Raw genomic sequence first — 12,990 nt, 5'->3', positions numbered from 1 at the left:
GCTCGCGAAAGCGGTGTATCAGGCGGCATGGATGTCACTGATACACCGCATTCGCGAGCAAGCCCGCTCCCACATTGGTTTGTGCGGTGGCTAAAAAATCAGCCGGCCATCTCCAGCCGGTTACGACCTTCGCGCTTGGCCACATACAACGCGCTGTCGGCACGTCGCAACAGGCTGTCGGCAGACTCGCCGGGTAACAGGGTCGAACAGCCGAGGCTGACCGTCAGCAAAATCGTATGACCATCGGCCAAGTACTCTTCAGACTGCGCTGCAAAACGCAGCCGCTCACCGACCATGGCCGCGGCCTCGCGACAGGTATTCGACAGCAGGATCAGGAACTCTTCACCGCCATAGCGGAACACCATGTCGACGTTGCGCAGCTGGTTTTTGATTGAGGCAGCAACCGCCTTGAGCACGTCATCGCCGGTGCTATGGCCATGGGAATCATTGACTTGCTTGAAATGATCGATGTCCAGCATCAGCACCGATAACGGTTGCAGATGGCGCCGGGACAGCTCGATTTCCCTCTGCAGCGTCTGGTCCATGGCGATGCGGTTACCGGTGTCCGTCAGTGGGTCGCGCAGTGCATTTTGGGTGGCGGTACGGTAAAGCAGTGCGTTGCGCATCGGGAACAGCAGCGCGGCCAGCAGTGATTCGAGATTGCCTTGTTCCTGTTCGCTGAAACGCTGATTGCGGCGGAAAATCAACTCACCCAGGTGCTCGCCTTCGTGGCTGAGGCTGTAACTGATGGAATGGTGACCGCGCTGGCCGAACTCCAGGCGTAGATCGCTGCTCTTGTGCAGGTAGCACAAGGCATCCAACGGCACCATTCGCTGAATCTCGCGATAGAACGTCCCAAGAATGCGTTGCGGCTCCAGACTGGTTTGCAGCTGCAGGCTCAGTTGCTGGCGCAATTGCGCAAGACTGACAGGCCTTTCCAGGAGGGGCGGCTGCTGACCAAAGCCCAGGCGCTGCAATTTGGCGCTATCGAAATCAATTGCGTTGGTCTGGGAAGGTGGTTTCATTAGGCGTGCGCCCCTAAGCAGTAAGGCTGTCTTACAAGCAGGGTGAGAGCGGCTTAGGGCTGCGCGTCGTACTGGTCCGTCAGTCCCGTAGGACATTTCGTACAAGTTTAATCTGCTTTATGGAAGATGAGTAATCTCTCCACTCAAGCTTCGCCCCGCCTGCATTCACGTTACCTGTCTGAGCAAACTTAGAGCGAAAGTCGTGCCATTCGGTTCATCCGAATAAATTGTGTATTAAATCAATAAGTTGTCGTTAGGTGGCAACCTGCGGAGCGCTGCGAGTGACGTTTGTTTGACGGGTTGTTACCTGAACTCGAGACCTTTCGAGTGCCGCGCCGGGAAGCCGGCGCGGCAGCAAAAAAGCGACGTACGGTCGTTATTGGGCGTTGAACGCCTGGCCATTGATACCGGTGCTGTCCGGGCCCATCAGGTAGAGGTAGACCGGCATGATCTCCTCGGGCGTCGGGTTGTTCAGTGGATTTTCACCCGGGTAAGCCTGGGCGCGCATGCTGGTGCGGGTAGCGCCCGGGTTGATGCTGTTGGAGCGTACCGGGGCCACGGTATCGACCTCATCAGCCAGGGTTTGCATCAGGCCTTCAGTGGCGAATTTGGAGACGCCGTAGGCGCCCCAGTACGCGCGCCCTTTGCGGCCGACGCTGCTGGAAGTGAACACCACCGAAGCGTCCTGCGACAGCTTGAGCAGCGGCAACAGGGTGCTGGTGAGCATGAACATGGCATTGACGTTGACTTGCATGACTCGCATGAAGTTTTCGCCGGAAAGCTGCTCGATCGGCGTGCGCGGGCCGATGATCGAAGCATTGTGCAGCAGGCCGTCAAGATGCCCGAATTCGGTTTCGATCATCGCCGCCAGCTCATCGTATTGATGGGGCAGGGCGGTTTCGAGGTTGAACGGGATCACCGCCGGCTGTGGATGACCGGCGGCTTCGATTTCGTCGTAGACCTGGGACAAGTTGGCTTCGGTCTTTCCCAGCAGCAGCACGGTGGCGCCATGGGCTGCGTAGGTTTTTGCCGCTGCGGCGCCGATGCCGCGACCTGCGCCGGTGACCAGAATGACCCGATCCTTGAGCAGTTCGGGGCGGGCGGAATAATCAAACATAAAAAACCTCTCCAAAGACCTGCATCGAAACTGTGGCGAGGGAGCTTGCTCCCGCTCGGCTGCGAAGCAGTCGTAATCTTTTAATAACGGTTCCCGAGAAGGCGCATGCATAGGCAGAGGGGGCGCTTCGCGATCCAGCGGGAGCAAGCTCCCTCGCCACAAAAGCAGATGCCCACATCAAGCGATCTGCCTCAGCAGCTGCAAAGCGCACTATCGAGCACCTTGCGCAGCTCCAGCGGATGATCGACCACCACATCCGCGCCCCAATGCCGCGGATTATCATCCGGGTGGATATAGCCAAAGGTCACCGCAGCCGTCTTCGTGCCGGCATCGCGGCCCGATTCGATGTCGCGCAGGTCATCGCCGACGAACAGCACGCTGGCCGGGTCGAGGTCGAGCATCTTGCAGGCCAGGATCAGCGGCTCCGGATCCGGTTTGCTGTTTTTTACGTGATCCGGGCAGATCAGCAATGCCGAGCGCTCGGCCAGCCCCAACTGCTGCATGATCGGCTCGGCGAAGCGCAGCGGCTTGTTGGTGACCACGCCCCAGATCAGGTTGGCTTTCTCGATATCGGCAAGCAATTCAGCCATGCCGTCGAACAGTTTGCTGTGGACCGCACAACCGACGAGGTAGCGCTCCAGGAACTCCAGGCGCAACTCCTCGAACCCTGGCGATTCCGGGTCCATGGCGAAGGTCACGGCGACCATCGCCCTGGCACCACCGGAAATCTCGTCGCGGATGTGCTTGTCGTTCATCGGTGGCAAGCCGCGGTCGGCACGCATCGCCTGACAGATCGCAATGAAGTCCGGCGCGGTGTCGAGCAGGGTGCCGTCCATGTCGAATAGAACTGCTCTGATAGGCATCGGCTTACTCCTCGCGCAGGGTCTGGATCATGTAGTTGACGTCCACATCGGTGGCCAGCTTGTAGTGCTTGGTCAGCGGGTTGTAGGTCAGGCCGATGATGTCCTTGACGGTCAGGCCAGCCATGCGACTCCAGGCGCCGAGCTCGGAAGGGCGGATGAATTTCTTGAAGTCGTGGGTGCCGCGCGGCAGCAGCTTCATGATGTATTCGGCGCCGACGATGGCGAACAGGTACGCCTTCGGGTTGCGGTTGATGGTGGAGAAGAACACTTGGCCGCCGGGCTTGACCATGCGGAAGCAGGCACGGATGACAGACGACGGGTCCGGTACGTGCTCAAGCATCTCCAGGCAGGTGACGACGTCGAACTGCTCGGGCATTTCGTCGGCCAGGGATTCGGCGGTGATCTGCCGGTATTCGACGCTCACGCCCGACTCCAACTGATGCAGTTGGGCAACCGCCAACGGCGCTTCGCCCATGTCGATACCCATGACGGTCGCGCCGCGTTGGGCCATGGCTTCGCTGAGGATGCCGCCGCCGCAACCGACGTCGAGGACCTTTTTGCCGGCCAGGTTGACTCGCTCGTCAATCCAGTTGACCCGCAGCGGGTTGATGTCGTGCAGTGGTTTGAATTCGCTTTCGCGGTCCCACCAGCGATGGGCCAGGGCCTCGAATTTGGCGATTTCGGCGTAGTCGACGTTGCTCATGGTTTAAGTCCTCTAAAACTTGAAAAATCCTGTTGCCCCGGAAAGCGTTCCAGGGTGCTTACGATTCGGTGCGGCCACTGATGCGCTGGCCCCAAGCCCTCGCGACAGTGCCAAGCTGTTGTTCATCCAGGCGTGTCAGGCGGCGGTCGTCGAGCAGCTGCTTGCCGGCAACCCAGAGGTGTTTCACGCAGTCCCGCCCGGTGGCGTATATAAGCTGCGAAACCGGATCGTAGACCGGCTGCTGGGCCAGGCCGGAGAGGTCGAAAGCCACCATGTCCGCCGCTTTGCCGATTTCCAGTGAGCCGACATCGGCCTCGATGCCCAGTGCCCGGGCCCCGTTGAGAGTGGCCATGCGCAAGGCGCGATGGGCATCCAGGGCGGTGGCCGAGCCGGCGACAGCCTTGGCCAGCAAAGCAGCGGTGCGGGTTTCGCCGAGAAGATCGAGGTCATTGTTACTGGCCGCGCCATCGGTGCCGACCGCGACATTGACCCCGGCCTCCCACAAACGCTCGACCGGGCAGAATCCGCTGGCCAGCTTCAGGTTCGACTCCGGGCAATGAATCACGCTGCTGTTGCTTTCTACCAGCAGTGCCAGGTCTTCATCGCTGATCTGGGTCATGTGAACCGCCTGGAAGCGCGGCCCCAGCAAGCCCAGGCGCGCCAGGCGGGCCAGCGGGCGCTCACCACGTTGTTCGATCGATTGCTGCACTTCGAAGGCGGTTTCGTGCACGTGCATGTGGATCGAAGCGTCCAGTTCTTCGGCGATCACCCGGATTTTTTCCAGGTTTTCGTCGCCTACGGTATAGGGTGCATGGGGGCCGAAAGTGATTTTGATGCGCTCGTGGTGCTTGAGATCGCCAAACAGTTCAACGCCCTGACGAATGGCTTCGTCCGCGGTAGCGGCGCCCGGAATGGGGAAGTCGAGGATCGGAATCGCGATCTGCGCGCGAATACCGCTGTTGTGCACGCGCTCGCTGGCAACCTTCGGGAAGAAGTACATGTCAGAGAAACAGGTGATGCCGCCTTTGATTTGCTCGGCAATCGCAAGGTCGGTGCCATCGCGCACGAAGTCCTCGTCGACCCACTTGGCTTCGGCGGGCCAGATGTGGTTTTCCAGCCAGGTCATCAATGGCAGGTCATCGGCCAGGCCACGGAACAGCGTCATTGCCGCATGGCCGTGGGCATTGATCAGGCCTGGACTGAGGAGCATGTCGGGCAGTTCGCGGATTTCGGTTGCGTTAAGCTTCAGGGCGGCGGAACGTGGCCCGATAAACACGATGCGTCCATCACGGATGCCCACGCCATGTTCTTTGAGGACAACACCAGCGGGTTCGACGGGTACCAGCCAGGTCGGCAGCAATAACAGGTCGAGCGCAGCGGCAGTGTTCGGCATCGAGGGTTGGTTCCAGTGCTTTTATAAAGGATGGCGAAGTATACCCGAGCGTCTTCGCGGGGGGATCGCTATAATCGGCGGCTTTTGTTCATGAGTGCGGGGTGTGGGATGCGCGATCGACTGTTGGCTGCGGAGAAGGTGAAGGCCATCGATTGGCGTGATGGCGCTCTCCATCTGCTGGATCAGCGTATTTTGCCATTCGAGGAAACCTGGATTGCCTACACCAGCGCTGCTGGCGTGGCCGAGGCCATTCGCTCGATGGTGGTGCGTGGCGCGCCGGCCATCGGCATCAGCGCCGCTTATGGCATCGTGCTCGCGGCCCGCGCGCGGATTGCCGAAGGTGGCGACTGGTACGCTGCGCTGGAGGAGGATTTCATGCTGTTGGCCGACTCCCGTCCTACCGCGGTCAACCTGTTCTGGGCACTGGGCCGCATGCACGACCGGCTTGATCGCCTGAAAGACAATGCCGATCCGCTGCAGGTGCTGGAAGCTGAGGCTATCGCCATTCACGAAAGTGATCGCGAGGCCAACCTGACCATGGCGCAGTTGGGTGTCGACCTGATCCGCAAGCATCAGGGCAACGCCCAGGCGATCCTGACCCACTGCAACACCGGCGCGCTGGCCACGGGCGGCTTCGGCACGGCGCTGGGCGTGATTCGTGCTGCATTCATCGAGGGCATGGTCGAGCAGGTCTATGTCGATGAAACCCGCCCATGGCTGCAGGGTTCGCGACTGACCGCGTGGGAACTGGCCAATGAGGGCATTCCCGTGACCCTCAACGTCGATTCCGCTGCTGCGCATATCATGAAGACCAAGGGCCCCACCTGGGTCATCGTCGGCGCTGACCGGATCACCGCCAATGGCGACGTGGCCAACAAGATCGGCACCTATCAACTGGCCGTCAACGCCATGCACCACGGTGTGCGCTTCATGGTGGTGGCGCCGAGCTCGACCATCGACATGAACCTGGCCAGCGGCGATGACATTCCGATCGAAGAGCGTGATGGTCGTGAGTTGCTGGAGGTCGGTGGCAAGCGCGTCGGGGCCGACGTCCATGCCTTCAACCCGGTGTTCGACGTGACGCCGGCGGATCTGATCGATGCGATCGTCACCGAAAAAGGCATCGTCGAGCGCCCGGATACAGCGAAAATGGCACAGTTGATGTGCCGCAAGCGTCTGCATTGACGGTCACTGGCGCCTGCCAGATTGCCTTCGCGGGCAAGCCCGCTCCCACAGGTTTTGTGAACACCCTGAAACCCTGTGGGAGCGGGCTTGCCCGCGAAGAGGCCCTGAAAGCCAATGGATCAGCCAGATCCTGCCCCAAATTCCTCATTCAAAACGGCTCTAAGCCTCTCACGTCCCCTTCAAGCCTGTCACCGGTCAACTAACTACTCTCCATGCGCATCTGGGGGATAGGTGCGTGGCGGCTCTTGTGATAACATCCGGCGGTTTCCAGGGTTGCTCGAAGTGGTGACCCGTACTGCGCAGATCCATGGCATAACTCGTTGATTTGTCGTAAGTCGATACATGGCACTCAGCCTGTATCGGCGAGCTTCGTTGTCCCATATGGATATGACGAAGTTTCACCAGAAAAAGGAATCAGGCTTCTCATGGGCGAACTGGCCAAAGAAATCCTCCCGGTCAATATCGAAGACGAGCTGAAGCAGTCCTACCTCGACTACGCGATGAGCGTAATTGTCGGGCGGGCACTGCCGGATGCGCGCGATGGCTTGAAGCCCGTGCACCGGCGCGTGCTGTTCGCGATGAGCGAGCTGGGCAACGACTTCAACAAGCCGTACAAGAAATCTGCCCGTGTTGTCGGTGACGTGATCGGTAAGTATCACCCGCATGGTGATACCGCGGTGTACGACACCATCGTTCGGATGGCGCAGCCATTCTCCCTGCGCTACCTGCTGGTAGACGGCCAGGGCAACTTCGGTTCGGTGGACGGCGACAACGCCGCGGCCATGCGATACACCGAAGTACGCATGACCAAGCTGGCGCACGAGCTGCTGGCTGACCTGCATAAAGAAACCGTGGACTGGGTGCCGAACTACGACGGCACCGAAATGATCCCGGCGGTCATGCCAACCCGTATTCCCAACCTGCTGGTCAACGGCTCCAGCGGTATTGCCGTGGGCATGGCGACCAACATTCCGCCGCACAACCTCGGTGAAGTCATCGACGGTTGCCTGGCGCTCATCGACAACCCCGAGCTGACTGTCGACGAGCTGATGCAATACATCCCTGGTCCGGACTTCCCGACCGCCGCGATCATCAACGGTCGCGCCGGCATCATCGAAGCCTACCGCACCGGTCGCGGGCGTATTTACATGCGCGCCCGCTCGATGATCGAAGACATCGACAAGGTCGGTGGCCGCCAGCAGATCGTCATCACCGAACTTCCTTACCAGCTGAACAAGGCGCGTCTGATCGAGAAGATCGCCGAGCTGGTAAAAGAGAAGAAGCTCGAAGGCATCACCGAACTGCGCGACGAGTCCGACAAGGACGGTATGCGCGTCGTGATCGAGCTGCGTCGTGGCGAAGTGCCTGAGGTGATCCTCAACAACCTCTACGCCCAGACCCAGCTGCAAGCGGTGTTCGGTATCAACATCGTCGCGCTGATCGACGGCCGCCCGCGCATCCTGAACCTCAAGGACCTGCTGGAAGCCTTCGTTCGTCACCGTCGCGAAGTGGTAACCCGTCGTACCGTGTTCGAACTGCGCAAGGCGCGCGAGCGTGGTCACATCCTTGAAGGTCAAGCGGTTGCCCTGTCGAACATCGACCCGGTCATCGCCCTGATCAAGGCCTCGCCAACGCCGTCGGAAGCCAAGGAAGCGCTGATCAGCACGCCTTGGGAATCCTCGGCTGTTGTCGCGATGGTAGAGCGTGCCGGTGCCGACTCTTGCCGTCCAGAGACCCTGGACCCGCAATACGGTCTGCGCGAAGGCAAATACTTCCTGTCGCCGGAACAGGCACAAGCCATTCTGGAACTGCGTCTGCACCGCCTGACCGGCCTGGAACACGAAAAACTGCTGGCCGAGTATCAAGAGATCCTCAACCAGATCGGCGAGCTGATCCGCATCCTCAACAGCGCCACGCGCCTGATGGAAGTGATCCGCGAAGAGCTGGAAGTGATCCGTGCCGAATACGGCGACGTTCGTCGTACCGAGATCCTCGATGCCCGTCTCGACCTGACCCTGGGTGACATGATCCCGGAAGAAGAGCGCGTCGTGACCATTTCCCACGGTGGCTACGCCAAGACCCAGCCATTGGCTGCGTACCAGGCCCAGCGTCGTGGCGGTAAAGGCAAGTCGGCGACCGGCGTCAAGGATGAGGACTACATCGCTCACCTGCTGGTTGCCAACAGCCACACCACGCTGTTGCTGTTCTCCAGCAAGGGCAAGGTGTACTGGCTGAAAACCTACGAAATCCCGGAAGCGTCCCGCGCTGCCCGTGGTCGTCCGCTGGTCAACCTGCTGCCGCTGGATGACGGTGAGTACATCACCACCATGCTGCCGGTCGAGGAATACACCGAAGGTCACTACATTTTCATGGCCACCGCCAACGGCACCGTGAAGAAGACCCCGCTGGAATCCTTCAGCCGTCAACGCAGCGTCGGCCTGATCGCGCTGGAGCTGGACGAAGGCGACGTGCTGATTTCCGCGGCCATCACCGATGGCGAGCGTGAAGTCATGCTGTTCTCCGACGGCGGCAAGGTTACCCGCTTCAAGGAATCCGACGTTCGCGCCATGGGCCGTACCGCCCGCGGTGTGCGCGGCATGCGTCTACCGGAAGGCCAGAAGCTGATTTCCATGCTGATCCCGGAAGAAGGCAGCCAGATCCTCACCGCTTCGGCGCGTGGTTTCGGCAAGCGCACGGCGATCACCGAGTTCCCTGAGTACAAGCGTGGCGGTCAGGGCGTTATCGCCATGGTCAGCAACGAGCGTAACGGCCGTCTGGTCGGTGCGGTCCAGGTGCTCGACGGCGAGGAAATCATGCTGATTTCCGACCAGGGCACCCTGGTGCGTACTCGTGTCGACGAAGTGTCCAGCCTGGGTCGTAACACCCAGGGCGTGACCCTGATCAAGCTGGCCAGCGATGAAACGCTGGTTGGGCTGGAGCGGGTTCAGGAGCCGTCGGAAGTCGAGGGTGAAGAGCTCGAAGGCGAAGAGGGTGAAGGGTTTGTCGGTGAAGTCGTGATCGACGACGTTGCCGAAGACCAGCAACTCGACGCTGCCGCTGACGAAGAACCACAGGAATAAGCGGGTAAGCAGGGGGCGGATGAAAATTCGCCCCCTTGTTGTTTGTCCGATGAGAAAATTTCGACACCCACGAAGATCAAATGTGGGAGCGGGCTTGTTGTGGCGAGGGGGCTTGCCCCCGTTGGGGTGCGAAGCGCCCCTGAAACCAGGCGTCGCGGTCTTGCTCTGGAAAGCAGTGACCGATTTACGATTGCTTCGCAATCGAACGGGGGCAAGCCCCCTCGCCACACAAGCCCGCTCCCACATGAGTTTCGTGGCGATTGATGTTGCGATTTATTGCGTGATACCACCAAATCAGAGCGAGATTGGATGTGAGCAAGAGAGCCTATAACTTCTGTGCCGGTCCTGCGGCGCTTCCCGAAGCTGTCCTGCAGCGCGCCCAGGGTGAACTCCTCGACTGGCACGGCAAGGGTCTGTCGGTCATGGAAATGAGCCATCGCAGTGATGAGTTCGTGTCCATCGCCACCAAGGCCGAGCAGGATCTGCGTGATCTGCTGAATATCCCCTCGAACTATAAAGTGCTGTTTCTGCAAGGTGGCGCCAGCCAGCAATTTGCTCAGATTCCTCTGAACCTGTTGCCGGAAAACGGCTCGGCCGACTATATCGACACCGGTATCTGGTCGCAGAAAGCCATCGAAGAAGCTTCGCGCTACGGCCACGTCAACGTTGCCGGCACCGCCAAGCCTTACGACTATTTCGCCATTCCCGGCCAGAACGAATGGAAGCTGTCGAAAGACGCGGCCTACGTTCACTATGCGCCGAACGAAACCATTGGCGGCCTGGAATTCCAATGGATTCCCGAGACCGGTGATGTCCCGCTGGTCGCCGACATGTCCTCGGACATCCTGTCGCGCCCGGTGGATGTTTCGCGTTTCGGCATGATCTACGCCGGCGCGCAGAAAAACATCGGCCCGAGCGGCATCGTCGTCAACATCGTTCGCGAAGACCTGCTGGGCAAGGCCCGTTCCCTGTGCCCGACCATGCTCGACTACAAGGTCGCGGCCGATAACGGTTCGATGTACAACACCCCGCCGACCCTGGCCTGGTATCTGTCCGGCCTGGTGTTCGAGTGGCTGAAAGAGCAGGGCGGTGTCGAGGCCATCGGCAAGCTCAACGAAATCAAGCAGCGCACGTTGTACGGTTTCATCGATGCCAGCGGCCTTTACAGCAACCCGATCAACAAGTCGGACCGCTCGTGGATGAACGTGCCGTTCCGCCTGGCTGATGATCGTCTGGACAAGCCGTTCCTGGCCGGTGCCGACGAGCGTGGCCTGTTGAACCTCAAGGGTCACCGTTCCGTGGGCGGCATGCGCGCCTCCATCTATAACGCCGTCGACATCAACGCCGTCAACGCGCTGGTTTCGTACATGGCAGAGTTCGAGAAGGAACACGGCTAATGTCTGAGCAAGAACTCAAGGCACTGCGCCTGCGCATTGATGCCCTGGACGAAAAGGTCCTGGAGTTGATCAGTGAACGTGCGCGCTGCGCCCAGGAAGTCGCGCGAGTAAAGATGGCCTCGCTGGCCGAAGGCGAAGTGCCGGTGTTCTATCGTCCTGAGCGCGAAGCTCAGGTGCTCAAGCGTGTCATGGAGCGCAACCAGGGGCCGCTGGGCAACGAAGAGATGGCGCGGTTGTTCCGTGAAATCATGTCTTCGTGCCTGGCGCTCGAGCAGCCGCTGAAAGTGGCTTATCTCGGCCCTGAAGGCACCTTCACTCAAGCTGCTGCAATGAAGCACTTCGGCCACGCGGTGATCAGCAAGCCGATGGCGGCGATCGACGAAGTGTTCCGTGAAGTGGCGGCCGGTGCGGTGAATTTTGGCGTGGTGCCGGTGGAAAACTCCACCGAAGGCGCAGTCAACCACACCCTCGACAGCTTCCTCGAGCATGACATGGTGATCTGCGGCGAAGTCGAGCTGCGTATCCACCATCACCTGTTGGTCGGTGAAAACACCAAGACCGACAGCATCAGCCGCATCTATTCCCACGCCCAGTCCCTGGCCCAGTGCCGCAAGTGGCTGGACGCCCATTACCCGAATGTCGAGCGCGTGGCGGTGTCCAGCAACGCCGAAGCGGCCAAGCGGGTCAAGGGTGAGTGGAACTCGGCGGCGATTGCCGGTGATATGGCGGCTGGCCTGTACGGTTTGACCCGATTGGCCGAGAAAATCGAGGACCGCCCGGATAACTCCACGCGGTTCCTGATGATCGGTAATCAGGAAGTGCCGCCGACTGGCGACGACAAGACTTCGATCATTGTTTCGATGAGCAACAAGCCAGGTGCGCTCCATGAGCTGCTGGTGCCGTTCCACGACAACGGCATCGACCTGACGCGCATCGAGACTCGTCCGTCGCGCAGCGGTAAATGGACCTACGTGTTCTTCATCGACTTCGTCGGCCACCACCGCGACCCGCTGGTAAAAGGTGTGCTGGAAAAGATCAGTCAGGAAGCAGTGGCACTCAAGGTGCTGGGTTCCTACCCGAAAGCAGTTCTCTAAGGGGCGGTAGCAAATGAGTGGCAATTTCCTCGCTCTGGCACAGCCGGGCGTGCAACAACTTTCGCCTTACGTTCCAGGCAAGCCCGTGGACGAACTGGCGCGTGAGCTGGATCTCGATCCAGCCAACATCATCAAGCTGGCGAGTAACGAAAACCCGCTGGGTCCTGGCCCCAGGGCGCTGGCGGCTATCCGCGAGGCGCTGGCCGAGCTGACCCGCTATCCGGACGGCAACGGCTTTGCGCTGAAGTCCCTGCTGGCCGAACAGTGCCGTGTCGAGCTGAATCAAGTGACGCTGGGCAATGGTTCCAACGACATCCTGGAGCTGGTCGCGCGTGCGTATCTGGCGCCGGGTCTGAATGCCGTGTTCAGTGAGCATGCGTTCGCGGTCTACCCGATTGCCACTCAGGCCGTCGGCGCACAGGCCAAGGTGGTTCCGGCCAAGGATTGGGGGCATGACCTGCCTGCCATGCTGGCAGCCATCGATGCCAATACCCGTGTGGTCTTTATCGCCAACCCGAACAACCCCACCGGAACCTGGTTCGATGCCGAGGCATTGGACGAATTCCTGCAGGATGTTCCGGAGCATGTGCTGGTCGTGCTGGACGAGGCTTACATCGAATACGCCGAAGGCAGCGACCTGCCGGATGGCCTGGACTTCCTCGCGGCTTATCCGAACCTGCTGGTTTCCCGCACCTTCTCCAAGGCCTATGGCCTGGCGGCACTGCGCGTGGGTTATGGCTTGTCGACGCCGGTGGTCGCAGACGTGCTGAACCGCGTACGCCAGCCGTTCAACGTCAACAGCCTGGCCCTGGCCGCTGCTTGTGCGGCGTTGAAGGACGAAGAGTATCTGGCGCAAAGCCGCCAGCTGAACGAGTCCGGCATGCAGCAGTTGGAAGCCGGCTTCCGTGAGCTGGGGCTGAGCTGGATTCCATCCAAAGGCAACTTCATCTGCGTCGACCTCGGTCAGATCGCGGCCCCGGTGTTCCAGGGCCTGCTGCGTGAAGGTGTGATCGTGCGTCCGGTGGCCAACTACGGCATGCCGAATCACCTGCGCGTCACCATTGGCCTGCCGGCAGAGAACAGCCGCTTCCTTGAGGCGCTGACCAAGGTTCTGGCTCGTGGTTGATGTCACT

10 protein-coding genes are annotated in these 12,990 nt (G+C 60.4%); 5 read left to right on the top strand and 5 right to left on the bottom strand.

Features of this window, described 5'->3' with window-relative positions; translation table 11 throughout:
- Nucleotides 1-98: 98 nt before the first annotated feature.
- The 5 genes from KGA88_RS06160 to KGA88_RS06140 all read right to left on the bottom strand — a co-directional run bounded on the left by KGA88_RS06160 (nt 99) and on the right by KGA88_RS06140 (nt 5,101).
- A complete protein-coding gene (locus KGA88_RS06160) occupies nt 99-1,025 on the bottom strand; it encodes a GGDEF domain-containing protein (RefSeq protein WP_110660685.1) in 927 nt (308 codons plus the stop codon).
- Nucleotides 1,026-1,401: 376 nt separating this feature from the next.
- Nucleotides 1,402-2,142, bottom strand: a complete 741-nt coding sequence (locus tag KGA88_RS06155) for a YciK family oxidoreductase (RefSeq protein ID WP_103397012.1) — start codon at nt 2,140-2,142, stop codon at nt 1,402-1,404.
- A gap of 191 nt (nt 2,143-2,333) precedes the next feature.
- Nucleotides 2,334-3,005, bottom strand: coding sequence for an N-acetylmuramic acid 6-phosphate phosphatase MupP (gene mupP, locus KGA88_RS06150; protein WP_007999922.1), 672 nt, complete (start codon nt 3,003-3,005; stop codon nt 2,334-2,336).
- Nucleotides 3,006-3,009: 4 nt separating this feature from the next.
- A complete protein-coding gene (ubiG, locus tag KGA88_RS06145) occupies nt 3,010-3,708 on the bottom strand; it encodes a bifunctional 2-polyprenyl-6-hydroxyphenol methylase/3-demethylubiquinol 3-O-methyltransferase UbiG (protein ID WP_110660684.1) in 699 nt (232 codons plus the stop codon).
- 58 nt (nt 3,709-3,766) lie between these two features.
- Nucleotides 3,767-5,101, bottom strand: a complete 1,335-nt coding sequence (locus KGA88_RS06140; RefSeq protein WP_110660683.1) for a TRZ/ATZ family hydrolase — start codon at nt 5,099-5,101, stop codon at nt 3,767-3,769.
- A gap of 108 nt (nt 5,102-5,209) precedes the next feature.
- On the opposite strand from KGA88_RS06140, the gene mtnA reads away from it, so the two are divergent.
- The 5 genes from mtnA (at nt 5,210) to hisC (ending at nt 12,983) form a co-directional block, all read left to right on the top strand.
- Nucleotides 5,210-6,286 (top strand): S-methyl-5-thioribose-1-phosphate isomerase, encoded by a 1,077-nt coding sequence (gene mtnA / locus KGA88_RS06135; protein WP_110660682.1) that lies wholly within the window; start codon nt 5,210-5,212, stop codon nt 6,284-6,286.
- Between the two features lie 425 nt (nt 6,287-6,711).
- Nucleotides 6,712-9,366: a DNA gyrase subunit A gene (gene gyrA, locus KGA88_RS06130; protein ID WP_110660681.1), complete on the top strand. Its 2,655-nt coding sequence runs from the start codon at nt 6,712-6,714 to the stop codon at nt 9,364-9,366.
- 311 nt (nt 9,367-9,677) lie between these two features.
- On the top strand, nt 9,678-10,763 hold the full coding sequence (serC, locus tag KGA88_RS06125) for a 3-phosphoserine/phosphohydroxythreonine transaminase (protein WP_110661832.1): 1,086 nt from the start codon (nt 9,678-9,680) through the stop codon (nt 10,761-10,763).
- Nucleotides 10,763-11,857 carry a prephenate dehydratase gene (gene pheA / locus KGA88_RS06120; RefSeq protein ID WP_007939916.1) on the top strand — a complete coding sequence of 365 codons (1,095 nt, stop codon included), beginning with the start codon at nt 10,763-10,765 and terminating at the stop codon, nt 11,855-11,857. The genes serC and pheA overlap by 1 nt, the downstream gene beginning before the upstream one ends.
- Before the next feature lie 13 nt (nt 11,858-11,870).
- A complete protein-coding gene (gene hisC, locus KGA88_RS06115) occupies nt 11,871-12,983 on the top strand; it encodes a histidinol-phosphate transaminase (RefSeq protein ID WP_223589622.1) in 1,113 nt (370 codons plus the stop codon).
- Nucleotides 12,984-12,990 lie beyond the last annotated feature (7 nt).

This window comes from Pseudomonas sp. A-R-19, assembly GCF_019956575.1.
Lineage (GTDB): Bacteria > Pseudomonadota > Gammaproteobacteria > Pseudomonadales > Pseudomonadaceae > Aquipseudomonas.
The sequence above is the reverse complement of the archived record's forward strand: the minus strand, read 5'-3'. Positions and strand labels throughout refer to the sequence as shown.

Bases quoted from the DNA above. Each gene is read 5' to 3' on its own strand.
- mtnA (WP_110660682.1), top strand. From the start codon at position 5,210: ATGCGCGATCGACTGTTGGCTGCGGAGAAGGTGAAGGCCATCGATTGG.
- gyrA (WP_110660681.1), top strand. From the start codon at position 6,712: ATGGGCGAACTGGCCAAAGAAATCCTCCCGGTCAATATCGAAGACGAG.
- ubiG (WP_110660684.1), bottom strand. From the start codon at position 3,708: ATGAGCAACGTCGACTACGCCGAAATCGCCAAATTCGAGGCCCTGGCC.
- pheA (WP_007939916.1), top strand. From the start codon at position 10,763: ATGTCTGAGCAAGAACTCAAGGCACTGCGCCTGCGCATTGATGCCCTG.
- mupP (WP_007999922.1), bottom strand. From the start codon at position 3,005: ATGCCTATCAGAGCAGTTCTATTCGACATGGACGGCACCCTGCTCGAC.
- hisC (WP_223589622.1), top strand. From the start codon at position 11,871: ATGAGTGGCAATTTCCTCGCTCTGGCACAGCCGGGCGTGCAACAACTT.
- KGA88_RS06140 (WP_110660683.1), bottom strand. From the start codon at position 5,101: ATGCCGAACACTGCCGCTGCGCTCGACCTGTTATTGCTGCCGACCTGG.
- KGA88_RS06155 (WP_103397012.1), bottom strand. From the start codon at position 2,142: ATGTTTGATTATTCCGCCCGCCCCGAACTGCTCAAGGATCGGGTCATT.
- KGA88_RS06160 (WP_110660685.1), bottom strand. From the start codon at position 1,025: ATGAAACCACCTTCCCAGACCAACGCAATTGATTTCGATAGCGCCAAA.